The organism is Paracoccus mangrovi (genome assembly GCF_042648425.1).
Lineage (GTDB): Bacteria > Pseudomonadota > Alphaproteobacteria > Rhodobacterales > Rhodobacteraceae > Paracoccus > Paracoccus mangrovi.
In genome coordinates this window covers 16,977-39,227 of record NZ_JBHRXJ010000007.1, presented here as the reverse complement: position 1 = coordinate 39,227, position 22,251 = coordinate 16,977, and the positions used below count along the sequence as shown (strand labels likewise).

The window sequence follows — 22,251 nt, the reverse complement described above, 5'->3', positions numbered from 1 at the left end:
AACATTTACCCGGTAAGGAAGGGATTGTCGAGCGTCGCGCGGGCTGATATCGCTTCGATATGCACAACCGTATATATCGAATCACCCCCCTTGCCCTGTCCCTGATCGCGCTCTTGGCGGCGGGCGGTGCGGTGGCGGCGGAAAAGGCGGCGATGAACGGCCCCGACGGGGTGACCGTCACGCTGGATGCCGCACGGCTTTCGGCCCTGCCGGCGACCGAGGCGGTGACCAGCTATCGCAGCTCAAAGGGCATCGAGACCGGCATCTACAAGGGGGTCCTGCTCTGGGATCTGTTGCAGGCCGAGGGGTTCGTCGATCAGGATCACAAATCCGCGCTGCGCCACACATTGCTGGCGACGGCCGGGGACGGTCATCAGGTCGCCTATTCGATCGGCGAGATCGCGCCCGATTTCGGCAACCGGCCGATCATGCTGGCCTATGAGATGAACGGCGAACCCATCGCCGACGGATTGCGCATGGTCGTTCCGGGCGATCTGCGCGGGGCGCGTCACATCAAGGATATCGTGACGCTGGACTATCGCTGATCAGCCGCCGGTATGGCTCATATGGCGGCTGACCTGACCCGAGACCTGGCGGCGCGAATAGTCGAAATCGTGGCCCTTGGGCTTGCGGGCGATGGCGTCGCGGATCGCCTGTCGGACCAGCGCGTCATCGGGGCTGTCGCGCAGGGGCGCGCGCAGATCGGCGCGATCCTCCTGTCCCAGACACATGAACAATTCCCCCGTACAGGTCAGCCGGACCCGGTTGCAACTTTCGCAGAAATTATGGCTGAGCGGGGTGATAAAGCCGATCTTCTGGCCGGTTTCCTCGATGCGGACATAGCGGGCGGGACCGCCGGTCCGCTCGGTCAGCGGGGTCAGGGTCAAGCGCTCGTCCAGACGGCGGCGCAGCTCGGTCAGCGGCCAGTACTGGTCAAGGCGTTGTTCCTCGCCCATCTCGCCCATGGGCATGACCTCGATGAATGTCAGGTCGTGACCTTCGCGCGCGCACCAGTCCAGCAGCGGGAACAGCTCGTCCTCGTTGAAGCCCTTCAACGCGACGGTGTTGATCTTGACCCGCATGCCGGCGGCGCGGGCGGCGGCGATCCCCTCAAGCACCTGCGGCAATCGGCCCCAGCGGGTGATCTCGGCAAAGCGCGCCACGTCCAGCGTGTCGAGCGAGACATTGACCCGCCGCACCCCGCATTCGGCCAGTTCGTCGGCGAAACGGGCCAGCTGGCTGCCATTGGTGGTCAGGGTCAGCTCGTCGAGACCGGGGCCGCCATCCTGGCCCAGATGGCGTGACATGGCGCGAAAGAACTGCATGATATTGCGCCGGACCAAAGGCTCGCCCCCGGTCACGCGCAGCTTGCGCACCCCCAGCCCGACAAAGGCCGAACACAGCCGGTCCAGTTCCTCAAGCGTCAGAAGATCGCGCTTGGGCAGGAACTGCATATGCTCGGACATGCAATAGGTGCAGCGGAAATCACAGCGATCCGTGACCGAGACCCGCAGATAGCTGATCGGCCGGGCAAAAGGATCGACAAGGGGCATGGGCGGCGTCATGCCCGATAGATATGGTCAGCGCGCCCTCGGCACAAGCCGGCCGATGGTAACGATACCCTAACCAATTCCCCAGCTTGCGGTGGACAGCGCCGCATCCCAGCCGCTAGCCTGCCCCAAACAGATGACGAGGCTCTTCATGACGAAGCCCATTTTCCGCATTGCATTCACGCTGTCCCTGCTGATCCTTGCGGCCTGTACCCAGACCGCCAAGACAACGGCCACGGCGCCGCCGCAGCAACTTGAAACCATGACCGATCCGGCCACCGGTCAACCGGTGATCAAGGGGCCAGTGCTGACCGGGACCGCGCCGCGCACGCCGGGCAAGACCATCGGCGCATCCTCGATCCCCGCCCCAACGGCCAGCACCGCGGCCGATTTCGACACCACCAGCAACGCCCAGAAGGCGGCGGCCGCGGCGCCGCCCGCCTCGGCCGAGCGGCGGCTGGGCACGACTGTCGCCTCGCTGGGCGACCCCTCGCAGCCGGGGTTCTGGATCAAGACGCCATTGGCGAAATCCGAAACCGGGGGCCGGATCGTCAATCCGGCCAATGGCAAATCCGCCAAGGTGCGGCTGATCCCGCTGGGCGGCCCGGCCAGCGGCGGCAGCCAGGTCTCGCTGCCTGCGCTGCAACTGATCGGGGTCAGCCTGACCGACCTGCCCACGCTTGAGGTTTATGAGGGCTGATCCCCTCGGACAGCAAAAGGTCCATTCTGCGAACGCATCATGTCGGCGTATCGCATCGGGCATTGCGCGGATTCGCCGCACTCACCCGTCGCGCTCGCTCCACCTTGCCCGCCCGACATACTTGCCCGCTGCATCGGCCCGCTGCGCAACACCCGTCGCACAGAACCCCGGTGTCGCCCCCTCGCGCCGGTCCTGAAACCACCCCGAAACCATGGGTCAATTCCGACCCATTTTATGCATTCCAGCATGTTCGTTAGCCTTTGCCGGAAACCGTGATACGGTCCCGCCCATGCGCGGATATCTTGCCCATTTCACGGCCATTCTGCTGGCGACGCTGCTGCCGGCCAAGGCTCAGGACCTGGCCATCCTGACCTCGTTTCCCGAACGGTTCTCGGCCGAATTCGTGGATCTTTTCGCCGACGAGTTTTCCGGCCGGGAGGCGGCTGGCGGTCGCGCGGGCGACGAAAGCACGGCGGAATCCGGCCATGACCCGGGGCGCGGGATCCGGGTGCTGAACAAGAACACCGTCGCGGCGCTGGACGAGATCCTGCGCGGCAATCCCCGCCGGTTTCAGGTCTTCTGGTCCTCATCCCCCGAAGCTTTCGAGATATTGCGCCGCGAAAACGCTTTTGCCCCCGAGGGGGTCTGCGGTGCGGACGGCCCGCCCTCGGTCGCGCCCTTTGCCATTTCGGCGGTCGGCTGGGCGCGCCGCCGCGACGCCGAGGTGTTCATGCCCGCCGAATGGAACGACCTTCTGGATCCCAGCTATGGCGGCAAGATCGCGATGGCGCGGCCGTCGCGATCCGGCACGACCCATCTGATGGTCGAGGAAATCCTTCAGGTGCGCGGCTGGGATGCGGGCTGGGCCTATTTTCTGGAACTGGCGGGCAATCTCTCGACGCTGACGGCGCGCAGCTTCGGCGTGCCCGAAGGCGTGATCGACCGCCGTTTCGACATCGGTTTCACCGTCGACTTTCTGGCGCAATCGCGGGCCGAGCTGCTGGATTTCCGCTATGGCCGCCCGCTGGTCCTGGCCCCGGCCCAGATCGGCATCCTCAAAGAGGTGGGCGACCCGGCGCAGGCCTGCGCATTCCTTCGCCTGATCCTGTCGCGCGAGGGGCAACTGATGCTGGTCCAGCCCGATATCGGCCGCGTGCCCTATGACCCCGCCATCCGGGAAGAGGTCCGAAACCAGCTGCCCGACGGCATCATTCAGGCGCTGCGCCTGCCCTGGCTGGATTACGACGCCCGCGCCTCGGCGGATCGGTTCTGGGCGGTGAACACGCTGTTCGACCTGACCATCACCGAGGTTCTGACCGAGCGGCGCGATCTGTGGCGCCGCCATCACGAGCTGCGCGGGCGCGTCCCGCCCGAGCGGCTGAACCGGGTCCGGCGCATCCTGACCGAGGTCCCGGTCAGCTGGGACGAGGCGCGCGACGCATCGCTGCGGATCGCGGGCGGGATGCGGGGGACCGCGCTGGTGACGCTGGGCGCGGCGGAACGCGAGATCGTCGCCAATTGGCGCGCCCGCGTCGCCGCGCAACTGGTCGCCGCCGAACGCGCGCTGGCCGCGCTGGAACGACCGGGCGGGCGATGAGGGCGATCTGGAACCATATCGCGCCGACGATCTGGACGCGGCTGTTTCTGCTGATCCTGACGGCGGTATTGTTGACATGGGCGGTGGTGGGGGTGGCGTTTTTATGGTTCGGCACCGCCCGCACCGTGGTCGACGAGCTGAGCGCAAGGCAGGTGCCGCGGCTGATGAATGCGACGCGGCTTTCCTCGCGCGCGGCCGAGCTTGCGATGCTCAGCAACCGCATCCTGACCGCCGAGGCCCCCGATCCGACCCTGCAAGAGGCCGAGCTGCGCCGCAGTGTCGCCGATCTTGAGGCGCTGCTGCGCAGCGGCGACGACACCGGTCTGGATGCCGATCTGTCGCAAAAGCTGCTGGCCAACCTGACCGGCGTCATCCACGCACTCGAGGAAACCCGCCGGATCGAGACCCAGCTGATCAGCCATGTTGAACGGCTGCGCTGGCTGAACGTGGATTTTCAGGACGAGATCACCGCCTTCAAGGCCGACACCGCCTATAATATCGAAACCATGACCCTGGCCCTGCAACAGGAACAGGGCGCGACCGGGCGGCGCTTGCAGGTGCGCAGCCTGCTGGATGAACAGGCCCGCAACGCCATGTTCGCCGATCTGGGCGATGCGGTGTCGGTCGCGACCACGCTGGGCATTCAAAGCGCATCCAGCCAGACCGCGCAGCAGCTGGACCAGTTCGCGGCGCTGCTGGCGGATGCGCAGCTGCGCGCCTCGGGGCATCTTGCGGCGTTGCAGGACAGGGCCGACGCGGTATCGCTGGTCCAGGGGCTGGCGACGCTGGACGAACAGGCGCTTGGCGAAAGCGGGGTCATCGCCAAGCGCCGGCATTGGCTGGAAACCCGCGACAGGCTGCGGCGGCTTCTGGAATCGAGCTTTGCCATCCTGAACGACGTTCAGCGGCATATGGGCCAGCTGACCGAGGATCAGCGCGACGAGATGATCGCCATCAGCGACGCGTTTTCGGCCCGCTCGGCCACCTCGGCGCGGTTCCTGATCGTGCTGACGGTTTTTGGCGCCGTGGCGGGGATCGCGATCCTGTTTCTCTATGTGCGCCCCTCGATCATCCGGCCGATGCAGCGTCTGACCAGCCAGATGCGCCAGATCGCGGCGGGCGAGACGGTGACCGTTCAGGCGCCCCCCGCCCGCAATGACGAAATCGCCGAGCTGTCGCGCGCGGTGCGCGCCTTTCAGCTGTCGGTCACCGAACGCGATCAGGCCATCGAGCGGCTGCGCCAGACGCAATCGGAACTGGTGCAGGCCGGCAAGATCGCGGCGCTGGGAACGCTGTCGGCAGGGATCAGCCACGAATTGAACCAGCCGCTGGGCGCCATCCGCCAGCGTCTGCATCTGGCCGAAAAGGCGCTGAACGGGCCCGATATCCCGGCGGCGTCGCGCCAGATCACCAAGATCGACGAGCTGATCGCCCGCATCGAACGCATCATCGAGCATCTGCGCCGCTTTGCCCGCCGCTCGGAATACACGCGCGAGCCGGTCGAACTGGCGCCGCTGATCGCCGAGATCGGCGAGCTGCTGCACGCAAAACTGGGCGACAGCCATGCCCGGCTGACGGTCGAGCCGGCGATCGCACAGCTGGTCTTTATGGGCGACGCGGTGCTGACGGCGCAGGTGCTGGTCAATCTGATCTCGAACGCAGCCGATGCCATCGCCGAAACCGGCCAGCCCGGCGAAATCCGCATCCGCCCCGAAGAGGCCCCGCCCGGCATGGTCGCCTTTAGCGTGGTCGATACCGGCGTGGGCTTTGGCGCGCTGTCGCCCGACCGCGCGGTCGATCCCTTTGTCACCACCAAGGATCCCGGCAAGGGCATGGGGCTGGGCCTGTCGATATCGCTGAACATCCTGACCGGGATGGGCGGCGGGCTGGCGCTGGCGCGGCGCGTGAACGGCCCGGGTGCGCGCGCCACCATCACCTTGCCCCGGGGGGAGAAGCTGCCGTGAAACGCGAAGCCGCCATCTATCTTGTCGATGACGATACCGATTTCCGCGAGGCCACGACCGAGTTTCTGGAAAGCGAAGGTTTCGCCACCCGCGCATTCGAAAACGGCGCGCGCATGCTGGAACGGCTGGACCCGGAATGGGACGGGCTGATCCTGTGCGATGTGCGCATGCAGGGCATGGACGGGTTCGCGGTGCTCAAGGCCGTGCGCGCCGCCGCCGCCAAGGTGCCCTTCATCATGATGACCGGGCATGGCGACATCCGCATGGCGATCACCGCGATCCGGGGCGGGGCCTATGATTTTCTGGAAAAGCCGGTTCAGCCCGACATGCTGCTTGGGCTGGTGCGGCGCACGCTGAACGCACGCAAGATGGTGATCGAGAACATGCGCCTGCGCCGCCGGGTGGCGCGTTACGGCGATCTGCGCGGGCGGCTGATCGGGACATCGGCCGCGATCCGGGAATGCCGCCGGCAATTGCTGGAAATCGCGCCCCTGCCGATAACCATCCTGTTGCATGGCGAGGCCGGCACCGGCAAAGAGGTGACCGCCCGCGCGATCCACGATTTTTCCGAGGTGGCGGGCGAATTTCATCCCATCAACTGTGCCAATCTGGACGATGCCACGCTGCGCGCCGAATTGCGCGCCATCCCCGATCAGGACACGGTGCATTTCCGCGCCCTGCACCGGCTGGGCGCGACCGGGCAAAGCATCGTCGCCGAATATCTGCGCCAGCCCCGGCGCGCGCGGGTGCTGGTTTCGGTCACCGGCGATCCGGCGAAATGCCACGCCTCGGGCCAGATCACGGACGAACTTTACTATCTGGTCGCGGTGGCGCCGATCCGGTTGCCGCCGCTGCGCGAGCGCGAAAAGGACGTCTTCACGCTGCTTGAGCTGTTCCTGCGCGACGCCGCCGGCCGGTTCGGCAAGCCCCTGCCTCCGGTCACGCGCGAAACGCTGGCCAGCTTTCGCAAATATCCGTGGCCCGGCAATCTGCGGCAATTGCGCGGGGTCGCGGAACGCATGGTTCTTGGCCTACCGCTGGGCCTGGATCACGTTCCGGCCGGCGATGGCGCCCCCGTCGCCAGCTATGACGAGGCCATGCAAAGCCACGAACGCGCCATTATTGAACGCGCGCTGATGGAGGCCGGCGGCCAAAAGGGCGCCGCCGCCGATCTTTTGCAGATTCCCCGCAAGCGGCTTTACCTGCGCATGAAGGCGACCGGGCTTCTGGAATAAGTCAAAACCGACCCAAAAGCCGTGTCAATACTGACCCAAAACATATATAAATACATGAAAAATCAGGAAATTTGACACAAGCCGAATCTGTCCCGGATAGTTCATCCAGCGCATTGAGGAGTGCGTGGCTCAACGGGAGGATAACATGAAACTGAAAACATCGCTTTGCGGCTCCATCGCCGCGCTGGCCCTGATGGCGGGCATGGCCCATGCCGACGGCAAGGTGACGGTGATCACCTCATTCCCCGATTCCATGACCGGGCCGATCGAAAAGGCCTTTGAGGCCGCGAATCCCGGCTATGATCTGGAAGTGCTGAACAAAAGCACCTCGTCGGCGGTGAAGTTTCTTGAGGAAACCACCGGCTCGAACACGTCGGACGTGTTCTGGGCCTCTGCGCCCGACGCGTTCGAGGTGCTGAAATCGGAAAAGCTGCTGACCAAGATCGAACCCAAAAGCGAGGGGATCCCCGACAAGATCGGCACCTATCCGATGAACGACCCCGACGGCACCTATTTCGGCTTTGCCGCCTCGGGCTACGGGATCATGTGGAACGAACGCTATATCAAGGCCAACAACCTTGAGCCGGCCAAGGAATGGAGCGATCTGGCCAAGCCCGAATATTACGGCCATGTCGGCATCTCGTCGCCCTCGCGTTCGGGGACCACGCACCTGACCGTCGAGACGCTGCTGCAAGGCGACGGCTGGGAAAAGGGCTGGTCGGAATGGAAATGGATGGCGGGCAATTTCGCCACCGTGACCGAACGCAGCTTTGGCGTGCCGGATGGCGTGAACACCGGCAATTTCGGCTTTGGCATCGTCATCGACTTTTTCGGCTTTTCGTCGCGGGCCTCGGGCTTTCCGGTCGATTTCGTCTATCCGACGGTCACCGCCCTGGTTCCGGCCAATGTCGGCGTGATCACCAATGCCCCGAACCATGACGGCGCCGTCGCCTTTGTCGAATTCCTGCTGTCGCTGGAAGGTCAGAAGGTGCTCTTCGAGCCCGAGATCATGCGTCTTCCGGTCAATCCGGCCGCCTATGCCGACGCCCCCGAGGGCTTTCCGAACCCGTTCGAGGACAGCTCGATCGGCGCGGCGGTCAAGTTCGACGTCGACGTCTCGGGCAAGCGCTATAATCTGGTCAACTCGCTGTTTGACGTGATGATCACCTATCGTCTGGACGATCTGCGCGCCGCCGTGCGTGCCGTGCAGCTGGCCGAGGAAAAGCACACCGCCGGCGACAATGCCGAAGCCAAGGCCATGATCGCCGAGGCCCGCGCCCTGATCGACGCCACCCCTGTCGATGACGCGCAAAGCCTTGATCCGGAATTCAACGCGATCTTCACCGCCAAGCGCGAAAAAGAGACCGACGAGATCGGCGAGCGTCAGGCCGAGGTGGAATCGCGCTGGGATGCCACCATCGTCGAAAACTACCGCAAGGCCAAGGAACTGGCCGATAAAGCGGCTGCCATGTAGTCCCCTTTGCGGCCGGGCCTTCGCGCCCGTCGCAAGCTGCCATCGCCCGCCCCCCCTTCCTCTCCGCGGGCGATGGCAGCACTTGTGAAAGAATCGAACATGTCGAACACACAGGAACCGCCCGTCGCGACGGGCCTTGCAGATCGTATGCCCGGATGGCTGTTTCCGCGGCTGAGCGGGCTGCACATGGTCGCGCTGTTCATCGCGCTGCTGCTGATCGGGCTGTTGCTGGTCCCGGTGGCGCAGGTCGTCTATGTGGCCTTTCAGAATCCGGCCACCGGGGCGCTGACGCTTCAGAACTTCGTCGACTTCTTCAACACATCGCTGTTCCGGGAAAGCTTCTGGAACTCGTTTTACGTTTCGGCCATGTCGGTGGTGGTGGCGACGCTGATCGCGCTGCCGCTGGCCTATATCACCACGCGGTTCCACTTCTCGGGCTCGCTGATCATTCAGAGCCTGGGTTTCATCCCGCTGATCATGCCGCCCTTTGTCGGCGCGGTCGCGATGCAGCTGATTTTCGGCCGCAACGGCACGGTGAACCTGCTCATGTCCGAGCATCTGGGCTTTACCATCCCCTTCATGGAGGGGCTGAACGGCGTGATCCTGGTCCAGTCGATCCACTATTTCCCGTTCATCCTGATCAACCTGTCGGCATCACTGCGCAATATCGACCGCTCGATGGAAGAGGCCGCGCAGAACCTCGGCTCGCACGGGATGCGGCTGTTTCGCAAGATCGTCTTCCCGCTGGCCATGCCGGGCTATGTCGCGGGCGCGGCGCTGGTCTTTATCAAGGTCTTCGACGATCTGGGCACGCCGCTTTTGCTCAACGTCAACAACATGCTGGCGCCCCAGGCCTATCTGCGCATCTCGGGCGTCGGGATCAGCGACCCGATGGGCTATGTGATTTCCGTCATTCTGGTCGCGTTTTCGGTGCTGTCGCTCTGGGCCTCGTTCCTGGTGATGCGCGGCAAGGATTACGCCACCGTGCAGAAAGGCGGCGGCGGCATGGCCAAGCGCGACCTCAAGCCCGCCGAAAAGGTGCTGGCCTACGGGGTGGTGATCTTCATCCTGCTTTGCGTGCTTTCGCCCCATATCGGGCTTGCGCTCTTGTCCTTTGGCACGATCTGGAGCTTTGCCCCCCTGCCCGACGCCTATACGCTGCAAAACTATGTCACCATGTGGGAAGGGTCCAAGACCTTCATCCTGAACACGGTGATCTATGCCGGCATCGCGGCCACGCTGGACGTGATCATCGGCACCGCCATCGCCTATATCGTGATCCGCACCAAGATTTTCGGGCGCAAGGCGCTGGACTATCTGGCGACCGCCGCGCTTGCGGTGCCGGGGGTGGTGCTGGGCATCGGCTATCTGCGCACCTTCCATTCCATCGAGCTGCCTTTCGTGGGTGAGCCGCTGGCAAGCTGGTGGGTGATCATCGCGCTTGCGCTGATGATCCGGCGCCTGCCCTATGCGCTGCGCGCCTGCATGGCGGCGCTGCAACAGGTCAGCCTTGCGCTGGAAGAGGCCGCCGAAAGCCTTGGCGCCACCAAGCGCCGCACCATCCAGAAGATCGTGGTGCCGCTCATGACCGGGGGCATTCTGGCCGGTTTCGTCACCAGCTTTGCCACCGCCGCGGTCGAGCTTTCGGCGACGATCATGCTGGTCAGTTCGAACAGCGACGCGCCGCTGGCCTATGGGATCTATCTGTTCATGCAGACGCCCTCGGGGCGCGGTGCGGGGGCAGCCCTTGGGATCGTGGCGGTTCTGGTGGTGGCGCTTGGCACCATCGCCTCGCAGATCATCATCGAGCGCGACAAGAAACTCAAAGCCTCTGGCGACGTCCATTAAGGAACAGACCAATGAAGAAAGCTGGCATCAAGATCGAAGACCTGCACCTGTCTTTCGGACCGACCGAGGTGCTCAAGGGTGTCAATCTGGACATCCAACCGGGCGAGTTCTTCGCCTTTCTGGGCCCGTCGGGCTCGGGCAAATCCACGCTGTTGCGGTCGATCGCGGGCTTTGGCCCGCAGCCGCGCGGCCGGATCATGATCGGCGACCGGGATGTGGTCGGGCTGGACCCGTGGCGGCGCAATGTGGGCATGGTGTTCCAATCCTATGCGCTTTGGCCGCATATGAGCGTGCGCGACAACGTGGCCTTTGGCCTGCGCGAAAGGCGGCTGCCCGCCTCCACCATCGGCCCCAAAGTCATGGAGGGGCTGGAACTGGTCGGGCTTGCGCATCTGGCCGACCGCATGCCCAACCAGCTGTCGGGCGGCCAGCAACAGCGGGTCGCGCTTGCGCGGACGGTGGTGACGGAACCGACCGTGCTGCTTCTGGACGAGCCCTTGTCGAACCTCGACGCCTCGCTGCGCGTGCAGATGCGGCGCGAGCTGCTGCGCCTGCAACGCAAGCTGGGCCTGACGACCATCTTCGTCACCCATGACCAGGAAGAGGCGAACACCACCTCGGACCGGATGGCGGTTCTGGATGGCGGCGTCATCCAGCAGATCGGCTCGCCCCAGGAATTGTATGACCGGCCGGCAAACCTGTTCGTCGCGCGCTTTCTGGGCACGGCCAATATCCTTGAAGGCCGGGTCGAAAGCGATGCCTCGGGCGCGCGGTTCCGCACCGCGACCGGCGACATGCTGGCACTGCCGGGCGGTCGCAATGCCGCGGGCAGCAACATCGTGCTGCGTCCGCAGAACATCTCGATCCAGCGCGAGGCCGGGGCGAACGCGCTCAGCGGAAAGGTGCTGCATCGCGAGTTTCTGGGCAGCCAGATCCGCTATCTGGTGGCGGCCGGCGGCACCGAAATCGTGGTCGACCAAAGCCACAGCGCTGGCCGGGACTGGTTCGAAACCGGCGCCGAGGTGCATCTGCAAGCCAATACCGAAAATGCCGTCGTGCTCTGACACGCGGCCGGGATCCCTTGCAGATGCCGCATGAGCTGTACCTGTTGCGCCATGGCGAAACCGAATGGAACCGCGAGGGGCGCATTCAGGGCAGCCAGGACTCGCCCCTGACCGCGCGGGGGCGGGCGCAGGCCACGGCTCAGGCGGATATCCTTGCGCGCGAGGTGCCGCAGATGTGGCAGCTTGCGCGCTATTGCAGCCCCTTGCGGCGGGCGCGGGACACGGCGCGCATCGCGCTGGACGGGCTGGTGCCGGTGATCGACCGGCGCCTGCGCGAGGTGGATTTCGGCGCCTGGGAGGGGCTGACCCCCGCCGAGCGCGGGGCCCGCGATCCGCAACTTGTGGCGGGCTGCGCCGGCGATCTCGACCTGTGCCGCAGCGCGCCGGGCGGCGAGGGGCTGATCGGGCTGGAAACGCGGTTGCGCGGCTTTCTGGCCGATCTCAGAGCGCCCAGCATCATCGTCAGCCACAAGATCGTGCTGATGGTGCTGCGCGGCGTGCTGACCGACAGGCCCGCCATGGAATGGGACCGGATCGATGTCCCGCAAGGCGTCGTCTTTCGCATCGGAAACGGCCGGGAAACCGTCCTGCACTAGGCCATTTTCCCCTTTGCGGCCCACCTCTTGCGACAAGGAAAAGCCCTGCGGTCACCCGCAGGGCTTTCGCTTTGGGGAACCGGGAACCGGCTATTTGATCTGGCCCAGACGGCCCGCCGCGATGGCGGCCATGTTCAGGATGTCGTTGACCGTCGAGCTGGTCGAACAGATCTGAATGGGCAGCGGCACCCCGGTCAGGATCGGCCCGATCACCGTCGCGCCCGCCATTTCCTGCAAGAGCTTGACCGAGATCGAGGCCGAATGCCGCGCCGGCACCACCAGCACATTCGCCGGCCCCGTCAGCCGCGAGAACGGATATTTCGCCGCCTGAACGGGGTTCAGCGCAACGTCCACGGTCATCTCGCCCTCATATTCGAAATCCGCGCCGCGCGCGTCCAGCACCTCGGTCGCATGGGCCATCTTCACCGCGCGTTCGCTCAGCGGATAGCCGAAGTTCGAAAACGACAGGAAGGCCACGCGCGGCTCAAGCCCAAGCCCGCGCGCGACATGGGCGCCGCGCGTCGCGATATCGGCCAGATCCTCGGCATCGGGCCATTCATGGACCAGCGTATCGCCGATGACGATGATGCGGCCATTGTGCAGCACCGCCGTAAGACCGACCGCGCCGTCATCGGGGGTCACGTCGAAAACCTTGCCGATCTGCGACAGCGTGGGCGCGTTCTTGCGCGTGGCCCCGGTCACCAACCCGTCGCCATGACCATGCATCAGCATCAGGGCGGCAAAGACATGGCGGTCGCGCGCTGCCAGCTTGAAGGCGTCCTCGCGGTCGAAACCCTTGCGTTGCAGGCGCGCATAAAGCGCGTTCTGATAGGTTTCCAGATGCCGGGTATTGGCGGAGTTGACCACGGTCAGTTCGCGCACCGCATCGCCCAGACCGGCGGATTCCAGGGCTTCCTTGACCTCGGCTTCGCGACCCACCACCAGCGACTGGCCCATGCCGCCGCGTTGCCAGGCCACGGCGGCACGCAAGACGCGCAGATCGTCGCCTTCGGCAAAGATCATCCGCGCCTGTGCCTGTCGGGCGCGGGCATGAATGCCTTGCAGGATCGCGGCGGTTGGGTCCATGCGTGCGCGCAGCGACTGGACATAGCCCTCCATGTCGATGATCGGGCGGCGGGCGACGCCGGTATCCATGCCCGCCTGGGCCACGGCCGGCGGCACGACATGGATCAGCCGGGGATCAAAGGGCGTCGGGATGATATAATCGCGGCCGAATTGCAACTTGCGGCCATAAGCCACCGCGACCTCGTCGGGCACATCCTCGCGCGCGAGTTCCGCCAAAGCATGCGCGCAGGCGATCTTCATCTCGTCGTTGATGGCCCGGGCATGGATGTCCAGCGCACCCCGGAACAGATAGGGAAAGCCAAGGACGTTATTGACCTGATTTGGATAATCGCTGCGGCCGGTGGCGACGATGGCGTCGGGACGGACGGCATGGGCATCCTCGGGGGTGATTTCGGGGTCCGGGTTCGCCATGGCGAAAATGACCGGATTTTCGGCCATCGACTGGACCATGGCCTGCGTCACCGCACCCTTGGCCGACACCCCAAGGAACACGTCGCAGCCCCGCATCGCCTCTTCCAGGGTGCGCAGGTCGGTTTTCACCGCATGGGCCGATTTCCACTGGTTCATGCCCTCGGTGCGGCCCTGCCAGATCACGCCCTTGGTGTCGCACATGATGCAGTTGTCATGCCGCGCGCCCATGGATTTCAACAGCTCCAGACAGGCGATCCCGGCCGCGCCCGCACCGTTCAGAACGATCTTGACGTCCTCGATCTTCTTGCCCGACAGCTCCAGCGCGTTGATCAGGCCCGCGGCACAGATCACCGCCGTGCCGTGCTGGTCGTCGTGAAAGACCGGGATATCCATCAGCTCTTTCAGCCGCTGCTCGATAATAAAGCATTCCGGCGCCTTGATGTCCTCAAGGTTGATGCCGCCAAAGGTCGGCCCCATCAGCCGGACGGCATTGATGATTTCGTCCGGGTCCTCGGTATCGAGCTCGATATCGATGGCGTTCACATCGGCAAAGCGCTTGAAGAGCACCGCCTTGCCCTCCATCACCGGCTTCGATGCCAGCGCCCCCAGATTGCCAAGGCCAAGGATCGCGGTGCCGTTCGAGATGACGGCGACCATATTCCCTTTGACCGTATAGTCGTAAGCGGTTTCGGGCTTTTCGGCGATGGCCTCGACCGGCACCGCGACGCCCGGCGAATAGGCCAGCGAAAGGTCGCGCTGCGTCGCCATGGGGGTCGAGGCCACGATGTCGTATTTGCCCGGTCGCGGCTCAAGATGATAGGCCAGCGCCTCTTCGCGGGTAATGCGGGATTTGTGGGGGGTGTGATCGTCGCTCATCGGGCTGTTCCTCCGCTCATCCTACATGGATAGAGCGGAGGCGTGCGGAACCGAAAGGGCAAAAACGCAAGCCCGCGCCGCGCTAGGGCAAGAGGGCCGCCCGGATCGCCTCTTCATGCAGGCTAAAAGACAGCGCCGCCGCAGCCAGCGCCAGAACGATCGCGATCAGATCGTGGCGCGGATCCCATGCATTGTGCTTGCGCGCCAGCCAGACCGTGACCGGATAGCACAGGACCTGTGACAGCGCCTGCCCGGCCAGCAACCCGGCCAGACCGAAGAGATAGGCCCCGCCCGCGACCAGCGCGAAATAGATCACCGCGCGCGTCGATTGCATGACGAAAAAGCCCCGCGAATCCGCCGCAGCCAGCGCCGAATATTCATAGCTGATCGGGATCACCTGAATCATCTGAATGCAGGCGATGGCGACCAGAATGCCGCCCGCCGTCGCATAGCGCGGATCGTAAAGCAGTTCGACCAGCCGCGGCCCCAGCCAGGCCAGCGTCACCGCCACGACCAGCAAAAGCGCTGTCAGCCCCGCGCGGGTGCGCGACAAAAGCCGCGCATCCTCGGCGCTTTCGCCGGGCGGGTGCTGGCGATACATCGGGATGAACAGCCGGCTTGCAATCGAGGATCCCAGCATCATCGGCACCGTGGCCAGAAACAGCCCGATATTATAGACCCCCAACTGATCCAGCGTCAGCACCCGGCCCAGCACGATCCGGTCGCCCTGAAACAGCAAAAAGCCGCAGATGGTGCTGAAAAAGATCCATTTGCCGAATTTCATCACCTCGGCGCGGGCCTCGGGTTCCATGCGCAGGCGGTTGCGATGGCCCGGCAGAAACAGCCGGAATGTGAGCAATTGCGCGAACGCGCCCAGCACATTGCCCCAGACCAGCGCCCAGACCGATTGCAGGATCAGCGCGGCCGCGATGGTGATCAGGATGCCGATCAGCTGGTTGCCCAGTTCGATCACCGTCAGCCGGCCCAGTTGCAGATGCCGCGCCGCCGAATCGATCCGCGTCGGAAAGAACCCGCCCACCAGCAGCGAACTGGCCGCGACCGGGAACACCCAGGCGAATTGCGGCGCGTCATAGAACCATGCCAGCGGCCAGGACATGGCCAGCGCGGCCAGAAAGATCACCAGTCCACGAATGATCTTGAGCGTCCAGATCGTGTCCAGAAAATCGGGATCGTCGCCCCGTTTGCTTTGCATGATCGAGGGGCCAAAGCCCATGTCGCTGAACATCGCAAGCCCGATCAGAAAGCTGGTGACCAGCGCCATCAGGCCGAAATCCTCGGGGCTGAGGATCCGCGTCAGGATCAGGTTCGAGCCAAGCCGCATGATCTGGCCCAGGCCGAAATTGGCCATCGACCAGGCACCACTGCCCAAAGCGCGCGAAGCAAGGCTTTTGCGCGGCGTGTCGGCGGCGTCCTGCCCGCTCATCACCCCATCCCGTCGGTGGGTGCCGGGGCCACGCCCGGCGAAGGCAGGCCGGGTATCGCGCCCACGATCCACAAAGCCAGCAGCGCCCCCACCACCAAAAGCACCACCAGATAGATATTGCGGCGGTGCCAGGCGACGATATCGGCCTCGGATTTGCGATAGGGCAGCGAGACGACGGGCCGGGTGCCGGTGACGCGCTCGAATTGTTTGCTGCGGCGCAGGACCGGGTTCATCACCTCAAGGATAAAGGCCGCAAGCAGGGCCAGCGCACCGCTGGCGCCGACGCTCATCACCGCACTTTTCTTGCGGTTCGACAGCACCGGATATTCCGGCGGCACCGCGTTTTCCAGCACCACGAAACGTTCGGCCTGATCGCTGTCCATCAGCATCTGCTGGGTTTCGACCTGCGCCAGCTGGCGCGAGATTTCCGCATAGCGATCCTGAAGGCGACGCTGTTCGCGGGTCATCGCCTCAAGCTCGCGCGCGACCTGGGGCGCGCGGGCGCGGGCGGCGTCGATTTCCTGTCGCCGCGTATCCAGCGCGACCTTTTGCTGGTTCAGCTGCGTCAACTGCGTATCGATCAGCTCGGCCTGACGGCGGGCGACATCCGAATCGGTTTCGGTCGCACCGCTGTTCAGCCGCGTAAGGTTTTCCTCCAGCCGCTTGATTTCCGGGTGGTCGGCGGCCAGCGTCCGGCGCGCCTGCGACAGCTCGACCTCGGCGGCGCGGATCTGTTGGACCAGCGAGGCCGAGGGCCGCGCCCCCGCCGTCAGATTGCCCGCCTCAAGCGCAAGGCGTTCGCGCTGCAAGGTCATGATATCGCGGTCCAGAACGCTTTCCGTCTCGTCCTGCCGGGCCAGTTCGGTTTGCAGGAATTCCTGCGCGGTGGGCAACGAATCCTCGTTGCGCGAGCTGAAGTCGATGATCTCGCGTTCCTGCGCGGCAAGCTGGTCGTTCAGACGCCGCTCTTCGGCGGTCAGAAAGTCGCGCGATTCCCCGATCCGCAGCCTGCGGTTGTCGCGGTCGCGGTTCACGACGCTGTCGGCGAAATCATTGGCGATCGCCGCCGCCGTGACCGCCGTTTCCGCGCGCGAGGTGATCACGATGGCGGCCAGCGACATCCGCGAATCCACCGAAACCCCCGGCGCCGAAATGCTTTCGATGCGGGTCGAGCTGCGCAGCGCCGTCAGCTTTTCGGCCTCGCTCAGCTGGGGGGTGTTGGAAAAGAGGTCCAGCCGCTCGATCACCTCGCGCAGGTTGGCGCGCGCCATCAGGCGCTGTTCGATCAGCTGCACCCGGCGTGCCGCCGGCAGCGAGCTGTCGGTGCCCTGGTCGATGGCGGCGGGCATGTCCAGCTGAATCACCGCCGACGCCTCATAGATGCGGGGCGAGGACACGATCAGATAGAATGAGGTCAGCACCCCCACGATCGAGATCGTCAGGACCAGCGGCAGCCGCCGCCAGATCATCGAAATCAGATCCTGCAAGGATTGTATCGGTCCCAAAGCTCGTCCTATCCTGCGATGTTCAAATCCGGGCTCAATCTTCGGCCTTGTTCAGGACGATGCCCATCACCGGCGGCATGCCGACCAGCAGGCGCTCGGCCTCGGCCATGTCGGCGGCGGTGCCCTTTTGCCCGTCCGCGACCAGAAGCAGCGCATCGGCCAGCGGCAAGGATGCCAGCGCCGCATCCGCCCCCAGCAGCGGCGCGGTGTCGAGAACCGAAATCTCGCTGGGATGACGGTGGTGCAGGCTGTTCATCGCCTCGATCAGCATATGATCCTGCAACAGCTCGGCCGCCTCGGCCTCGGGGCGGTCGGGCGCCAGCACCGACAGGTTGGGGACTTCGTGGATATTGAAGACCAGCCGTTCCAGCCCCTGCACGTCGCGCAGCGCCGCCGAAATCGCGCTGCATCCCGGCACGCCCATCAATTCGGCCACGCCCGGATTGCCCAGATTGAGGTCGATCAGCGCGACCTGGGTATGGGGCTGGCGGGCGATGGCCAGCGACAGGTTCAGCGCGACATAGGTGCCGCCGGCATCCGCGGTGACCGGCACCACGGCAAGCCGGGTCCAGCCGCGATTGCGCATTTCGCGCAGGATCCGCGTGCGCAGCAGCGAAAACCGCTCGGCGATGATTCTGGCGTGGTGGGCATCCGAGGCCGCCAGCGCCGCCTCGCGGCGGACGAATTTGCTGGATACCTTGCGGCGCACGATTTCAAGGGCGGTCGCCTGTGCCGGAAGCTTGTCCGGGCCTTGTCCTTTCACGGGCTTCAAAACCTTGGCCCCTCTACCTTTCATGACGGCAGGCCATGACAAGGCCGGCCTCTAGCCGGTGACATGCCCGGCCGGCGCATGGTAACGTCGCGGACATGGCCGCCACAACTGAAAACAGCCATGATCCGAAGAATGCCGCACATTTCCTTGCGCGTCACGGTGCCGGCACTAAATTACAGCAATTGCTTTACAAATCCAGACCCTGACAGATGACCCCCTGCACCATCATCCTGCCCGCCCATGACGAGGCCGACTATATCGGGGCCTGTCTGGCAAGCATCCTTGATCAGGACCATACCGGCCCGGTCGAGGTGATCGTCGCCGCCAATGGCTGTCGCGACGATACCGTCGGGCGCGCCGGCGCCATGGCCCCGGCCTTTGCGGATCGCGGCTGGCTTCTGCGGGTCGAGGATCTGCCCCGGGGCGGCAAGATCGGCGCGCTGAACCATGCCGATGGCTGCGCCCGGCCCGACGGGATCCGGCTTTATCTGGATGCCGATATCCGCATGGGTCGGCGCCTGCTTTCGGGCATCGTGGCGGTGCTCGATGTGGACATGCCGCGCTATGCCGGCGGCCGGCTGGTCGTCGCCCCGGCGAAAAGCGCCGTCTCGCGCGCCTATGCGCGGTTCTGGCAAAAGCTGCCCTTTGTCGCGCAGGGCGTCACCGGCGCGGGGCTGTTCGCGGTGAACGCCGCCGGGCGCGCCCGCTGGGGCGCATTTCCCCAGATCATTTCCGACGACACCTTCGCGCGCCTGCAATTCACCGAGGCCGAGCGTTTTCTGGTCGACGAACCCTATGAATGGCCGCTGGTCGAGGGGTTTTCGCCACTGGTCCGCGTGCGCCGGCGTCAGGATCGGGGCGTTGCCCAGATCGCGCAGATGTTCCCCGACCTGCCCGCGCGTCAGGGGCATGTCCGCCCCGGCCGGGCCGAGCTGATGCGGCTGGCGGCGGCCGATCCGCTGGGCTTTGCGACCTATGCCGCCGTCGCGCTGGCCGTCCGCACCGGGCGCAACAATCAGGAATGGGCGCGCGGCAGATAGCCGGCCCAATCGCCCGGCCCGTGCGGGTCAGGTCGCGCCCATCCCCGGTCCCGGCCCCGTTCCCGCACCTTGGATCAGCACCCCGTTCAGAAAAGTCGCAAGCGCGACCTCGACCGCATCCTCGCCGACCTTTTCGGGACGCAGCAGCCCATCCATTTCAAGCATGGTCAGCCCGTGCAGCTGTGCCCAACAGGCCCCGGCCAGACCGGGCACCGGGCCCGCGATGATCCGCCCCGCTGCCTGACCGCGCCGCAACAGATCGCCCAGCAGGTCAAAGGCGGCCATGGCGCGCGGCTCGCGATGCAGGCCATTGGCGCGCGCCACCTCGGCCCCGAACATCAGCCGGTAAAGCGCGGGATTGGCCAGACCAAAGCCCAGATAGGCCCGCGCCATCGCCGCAAACGCGCCCCCGATCCCGCCATCGCCGCCGGTCGCGGCCAGCCTCAGCGCCTGTTCCAGCCGCTCGAACCCCATCAGCGCCAGCTCGGTCAACAGCGCGGTCTTGTCGGCGAAATGCTTATAGGGGGCGGCATGACTGACCCCGGCCCGCCGCGCCACCTCGCGCAGGGTGAACTGCCAGTTGCCGTCCTGGACCAGCATGTCCATGGCCGTGTCCAGCACGGCACGGCGCAGGTCGCCATGGTGATAGGATCGCTCTGACTTGCCCTGCATGGCCCCCGGCCCGTCATGTGATGGATGCTGCATCATTCATGTTGACATCGTCTACTTTCATGATTTAGTCAAGGGTATGTTTCCACTGTCAACATTGGATCACGCCATGAACATGCCCGCCACAGCCCCTGATCCCGCCCCTGCCCCCGCTGAAATCCTGGCCCGACAGCGCGCGGCCTTTCTGCGCGACGGCGCGCCCGGCATCGCCGAACGCAAGGCCGATCTGAAACGGCTGCGCCGGACGCTGATCGCGTGGCGGCCGCGCATCGAGGCGGCGGTCAGCGCCGATTTCGGCCATCGCTCGCGCCACGAAACCGCGGTGATGGAGATCGTGCCCACGGTTCAGGGCATCGACTATCTGATCCGCAATCTGCGCCGCTTCATGCGGCCCCGGCGCCGGCATGTCGCGGTGACCATGCAACCGGGCCGCGCCCGCGTCGAATATCAGCCGCTGGGGGTGATCGGGGTGGTCGCACCGTGGAACTATCCGGTGTCGCTGGCCATCATGCCCATCGCCACGGCGATCGCGGCCGGCAACCGGGTCATGGTCAAGCCGTCGGAATATACCCCCGAAACCAGCGCGTTGCTGGTACAGATGCTTGGGACGGTGTTTCCCCCCGATCAGGTCGCGGTGATCCTTGGGGATGCGGCGGTCGGGGCGGCGTTTTCGGGGCTGGCCTTTGACCATCTGCTGTTTACGGGCAGCACGGCGGTGGGTCGGGCGGTCATGCGCGCGGCCTCGGAAAACCTGGTGCCGGTCACGCTTGAACTGGGCGGCAAATCGCCGGTGATCATGGCGCCCGGCACGGTCAACCCGGGCAATGCCGGCAAGATCGCCTTTGGCAAGATCGCCAATGCCGGCCAGACCTGCATCGCCCCTGATTACGCGCTGATCCATGAAAGCGACCTGGACGCCTTTTGCGCGACCTATGATCGGGCGGTGGCGGCGCTTTACCCCGATGGCCCCTCGGGCGCGGATTACAGTTCGGTCGTGAATGACCGCCATTTCGACCGCCTGACCGGGCTTTTGCGCGATGCCGAGGCCAAGGGCGCGCGCATCGTCCCCGTCGGCGCGACATCGGCGCAGCCGCGGCCAAGGGCGATGCCCCCGGTGCTGGTTCTGGACGCGACCGATGACATGGCGGTGATGCAACAGGAAATCTTTGGCCCGATCCTGCCGGTAATCGGCTATCGCGACATCGATGCGGCGATTGCCTATGTGAACGCCCGTCCCCGGCCGCTGGCGCTTTATTATTTCGGGGATGACGACGCCCAATGCCGCAAGGTGCTTGCCGGCACGACCTCGGGCAATGTGGGGATCAACAACACGCTGATGCATTACGCCCAGGACGATCTGCCCTTTGGCGGTGTCGGACCCAGCGGCATGGGCGCCTATCACGGCATCGAGGGGTTCCGCGCCATGAGCCACGCCAAGGGCATCTATCGGCAGGGCCGCTGGAACGGCGCGAACCTGCTGCGCGCGCCCTTTGGCCGGCTGGCCGATACCGTGCTGCGGGCGCTGCTGCGTTAGGATGCGCCCATCAGCCGGCGATAGGCGCGGATGACCTGGCTGTCGTCCAGCGCCCCGTCCCCCGCCGAAGCCGCCGCCAGAAACATCTGCAAGGCGGCCGCCGCCACCGGCAGGGGCGCGCGCGCATCGCGCCCGGTTTCCGCCACGATGCCCAGATCCTTGACAAAAATGTCGACGGTACTGGTAACCGCGCCCGGCTCGCGGATCATGCGCGGGCCACGGTCGCGGATCATCCAGCTTGCCGCCGCCGAGCCGGACACGATCTCAAGCATGACCCCGGTGTCGAGGCCCAGCTTTCCAGCCAGCGCCAGCGCCTCGGCGGCGGCGGCGATATGAACCCCGCAAAGCAGCTGGTTCACCGCCTTGGCGACCGCGCCCTGACCGGGTTCGGTGCCCACGACAAAGGTCCGCGCGCCCAGCACCTCAAGGACCGGCCCCAGCCGCGCCAGCGCATCGGCATCGCCGGCCGCCATGATCGACAGCGTGCCCGCCTCGGCGCCCACGACGCCGCCGGAAACCGGCGCATCGACCAGCACCCGGCCGGTCGCCGCCACCTCGCGACCCAGCGCCGCCACCTCATCGGCCAGACAGGTCGACATCAACACGACGATCCCGCCCGGCAACAACGCGCGGGCCGCACCCTGCGCGATCAGCACCTCGCGCGCCTGTGCGGCATCGACCACCATCAGGATCAGGATCCCGGCATCGCGCGCGGCATCGCATGCGGTGGCGGCCGCCTGTCCGCCCGCCGCGCACAGCGCGGCCATCGGCGTGGGGCGGATGTCATGACCCGCGACCTCATGCCCGGCCGCGACCAGATTGCGGGCCATCGGCAGGCCCATGGACCCAAGTCCGACGAAACCGATCCTTGCCTTGTCATGCATCG

The 22,251-nt window shown here is 65.5% G+C and carries 18 protein-coding genes; 11 read left to right on the top strand and 7 right to left on the bottom strand.

Annotated features, from left to right (window positions below; genetic code table 11):
• Positions 1-59 precede the first annotated feature (59 nt).
• Positions 60-545, top strand: a complete 486-nt coding sequence (locus ACFOMH_RS10810; protein WP_377744450.1) for a molybdopterin-dependent oxidoreductase — start codon at positions 60-62, stop codon at positions 543-545.
• Here ACFOMH_RS10810 and moaA read toward each other — a convergent pair whose 3' ends face one another.
• Positions 546-1,565 carry a GTP 3',8-cyclase MoaA gene (gene moaA / locus ACFOMH_RS10805; protein WP_377744448.1) on the bottom strand — a complete coding sequence of 340 codons (1,020 nt, stop codon included), beginning with the start codon at positions 1,563-1,565 and terminating at the stop codon, positions 546-548. It abuts the gene before it with no gap.
• Positions 1,566-1,701: 136 nt separating this feature from the next.
• Between moaA and ACFOMH_RS10800 the strand changes: the two genes are divergently transcribed.
• The 8 genes from ACFOMH_RS10800 (at position 1,702) to ACFOMH_RS10765 (ending at position 12,028) form a co-directional block, all read left to right on the top strand.
• Positions 1,702-2,250 carry a hypothetical protein gene (locus ACFOMH_RS10800; protein WP_377744445.1) on the top strand — a complete coding sequence of 183 codons (549 nt, stop codon included), beginning with the start codon at positions 1,702-1,704 and terminating at the stop codon, positions 2,248-2,250.
• A 289-nt stretch (positions 2,251-2,539) separates the two neighbouring features.
• Positions 2,540-3,847, top strand: coding sequence for an ABC transporter substrate-binding protein (locus ACFOMH_RS10795; protein WP_377744444.1), 1,308 nt, complete (start codon positions 2,540-2,542; stop codon positions 3,845-3,847).
• A complete protein-coding gene (locus ACFOMH_RS10790) occupies positions 3,844-5,811 on the top strand; it encodes an ATP-binding protein (protein ID WP_377744442.1) in 1,968 nt (655 codons plus the stop codon). The genes ACFOMH_RS10795 and ACFOMH_RS10790 overlap by 4 nt, the downstream gene beginning before the upstream one ends.
• Positions 5,808-7,046 (top strand): sigma-54-dependent transcriptional regulator, encoded by a 1,239-nt coding sequence (locus ACFOMH_RS10785; RefSeq protein WP_377744441.1) that lies wholly within the window; start codon positions 5,808-5,810, stop codon positions 7,044-7,046. The genes ACFOMH_RS10790 and ACFOMH_RS10785 overlap by 4 nt, the downstream gene beginning before the upstream one ends.
• Positions 7,047-7,191: 145 nt before the next feature.
• The gene (locus ACFOMH_RS10780; protein ID WP_377744438.1) at positions 7,192-8,520 is read left to right on the top strand and encodes an ABC transporter substrate-binding protein; all 1,329 of its coding nucleotides are present in this window, start codon (positions 7,192-7,194) and stop codon (positions 8,518-8,520) included.
• A 99-nt stretch (positions 8,521-8,619) separates the two neighbouring features.
• Positions 8,620-10,368, top strand: a complete 1,749-nt coding sequence (locus tag ACFOMH_RS10775) for an ABC transporter permease (protein ID WP_374425552.1) — start codon at positions 8,620-8,622, stop codon at positions 10,366-10,368.
• Between the two features lie 11 nt (positions 10,369-10,379).
• Positions 10,380-11,432, top strand: coding sequence for an ABC transporter ATP-binding protein (locus ACFOMH_RS10770; RefSeq protein ID WP_377744437.1), 1,053 nt, complete (start codon positions 10,380-10,382; stop codon positions 11,430-11,432).
• Between the two features lie 23 nt (positions 11,433-11,455).
• Entirely contained in the window at positions 11,456-12,028 is a 573-nt protein-coding gene (locus tag ACFOMH_RS10765; RefSeq protein ID WP_374425550.1) for a histidine phosphatase family protein, read from the top strand.
• 90 nt (positions 12,029-12,118) lie between these two features.
• Here the strand turns inward: ACFOMH_RS10765 and ACFOMH_RS10760 are convergent, their stop codons facing one another.
• The 4 genes from ACFOMH_RS10760 to ACFOMH_RS10745 form a co-directional block, all read right to left on the bottom strand.
• Positions 12,119-14,401: an NADP-dependent malic enzyme gene (locus tag ACFOMH_RS10760; protein WP_377744433.1), complete on the bottom strand. Its 2,283-nt coding sequence runs from the start codon at positions 14,399-14,401 to the stop codon at positions 12,119-12,121.
• An 82-nt stretch (positions 14,402-14,483) separates the two neighbouring features.
• Positions 14,484-15,845, bottom strand: a complete 1,362-nt coding sequence (locus ACFOMH_RS10755; protein ID WP_377744430.1) for an oligosaccharide flippase family protein — start codon at positions 15,843-15,845, stop codon at positions 14,484-14,486.
• The gene (locus ACFOMH_RS10750; protein ID WP_377744429.1) at positions 15,845-17,332 is read right to left on the bottom strand and encodes a GumC family protein; all 1,488 of its coding nucleotides are present in this window, start codon (positions 17,330-17,332) and stop codon (positions 15,845-15,847) included. The genes ACFOMH_RS10755 and ACFOMH_RS10750 overlap by 1 nt, the downstream gene beginning before the upstream one ends.
• A 52-nt stretch (positions 17,333-17,384) precedes the next feature.
• Positions 17,385-18,113 carry a chromosome partitioning protein gene (locus ACFOMH_RS10745; protein WP_377744427.1) on the bottom strand — a complete coding sequence of 243 codons (729 nt, stop codon included), beginning with the start codon at positions 18,111-18,113 and terminating at the stop codon, positions 17,385-17,387.
• Between the two features lie 218 nt (positions 18,114-18,331).
• Between ACFOMH_RS10745 and ACFOMH_RS10740 the strand changes: the two genes are divergently transcribed.
• Complete coding sequence (locus ACFOMH_RS10740) at positions 18,332-19,162, top strand: glycosyltransferase (protein WP_377744426.1); 831 nt, start codon at positions 18,332-18,334, stop codon at positions 19,160-19,162.
• A 27-nt stretch (positions 19,163-19,189) separates the two neighbouring features.
• Here the strand turns inward: ACFOMH_RS10740 and ACFOMH_RS10735 are convergent, their stop codons facing one another.
• Positions 19,190-19,870, bottom strand: a complete 681-nt coding sequence (locus ACFOMH_RS10735; RefSeq protein WP_377744424.1) for a TetR/AcrR family transcriptional regulator — start codon at positions 19,868-19,870, stop codon at positions 19,190-19,192.
• 70 nt (positions 19,871-19,940) lie between these two features.
• On the opposite strand from ACFOMH_RS10735, the gene ACFOMH_RS10730 reads away from it, so the two are divergent.
• Positions 19,941-21,365 (top strand): coniferyl aldehyde dehydrogenase, encoded by a 1,425-nt coding sequence (locus ACFOMH_RS10730; protein WP_377744423.1) that lies wholly within the window; start codon positions 19,941-19,943, stop codon positions 21,363-21,365.
• Here ACFOMH_RS10730 and ACFOMH_RS10725 read toward each other — a convergent pair.
• A complete protein-coding gene (locus ACFOMH_RS10725) occupies positions 21,362-22,249 on the bottom strand; it encodes an NAD(P)-dependent oxidoreductase (protein ID WP_377744421.1) in 888 nt (295 codons plus the stop codon). The genes ACFOMH_RS10730 and ACFOMH_RS10725 overlap by 4 nt on opposite strands.
• Between the last annotated feature and the right edge of the window lie 2 nt (positions 22,250-22,251).

Bases quoted from the DNA above. Each gene is read 5' to 3' on its own strand.
- ACFOMH_RS10740 (WP_377744426.1), top strand. From the start codon at position 18,332: ATGACCCCCTGCACCATCATCCTGCCCGCCCATGACGAGGCCGACTAT.
- ACFOMH_RS10735 (WP_377744424.1), bottom strand. From the start codon at position 19,870: ATGATGCAGCATCCATCACATGACGGGCCGGGGGCCATGCAGGGCAAG.
- ACFOMH_RS10800 (WP_377744445.1), top strand. From the start codon at position 1,702: ATGACGAAGCCCATTTTCCGCATTGCATTCACGCTGTCCCTGCTGATC.
- ACFOMH_RS10790 (WP_377744442.1), top strand. From the start codon at position 3,844: ATGAGGGCGATCTGGAACCATATCGCGCCGACGATCTGGACGCGGCTG.
- ACFOMH_RS10775 (WP_374425552.1), top strand. From the start codon at position 8,620: ATGTCGAACACACAGGAACCGCCCGTCGCGACGGGCCTTGCAGATCGT.
- ACFOMH_RS10730 (WP_377744423.1), top strand. From the start codon at position 19,941: ATGAACATGCCCGCCACAGCCCCTGATCCCGCCCCTGCCCCCGCTGAA.
- ACFOMH_RS10795 (WP_377744444.1), top strand. From the start codon at position 2,540: ATGCGCGGATATCTTGCCCATTTCACGGCCATTCTGCTGGCGACGCTG.
- moaA (WP_377744448.1), bottom strand. From the start codon at position 1,565: ATGACGCCGCCCATGCCCCTTGTCGATCCTTTTGCCCGGCCGATCAGC.
- ACFOMH_RS10725 (WP_377744421.1), bottom strand. From the start codon at position 22,249: ATGCATGACAAGGCAAGGATCGGTTTCGTCGGACTTGGGTCCATGGGC.
- ACFOMH_RS10765 (WP_374425550.1), top strand. From the start codon at position 11,456: ATGCCGCATGAGCTGTACCTGTTGCGCCATGGCGAAACCGAATGGAAC.
- ACFOMH_RS10780 (WP_377744438.1), top strand. From the start codon at position 7,192: ATGAAACTGAAAACATCGCTTTGCGGCTCCATCGCCGCGCTGGCCCTG.
- ACFOMH_RS10755 (WP_377744430.1), bottom strand. From the start codon at position 15,845: ATGAGCGGGCAGGACGCCGCCGACACGCCGCGCAAAAGCCTTGCTTCG.
- ACFOMH_RS10760 (WP_377744433.1), bottom strand. From the start codon at position 14,401: ATGAGCGACGATCACACCCCCCACAAATCCCGCATTACCCGCGAAGAG.
- ACFOMH_RS10770 (WP_377744437.1), top strand. From the start codon at position 10,380: ATGAAGAAAGCTGGCATCAAGATCGAAGACCTGCACCTGTCTTTCGGA.
- ACFOMH_RS10810 (WP_377744450.1), top strand. From the start codon at position 60: ATGCACAACCGTATATATCGAATCACCCCCCTTGCCCTGTCCCTGATC.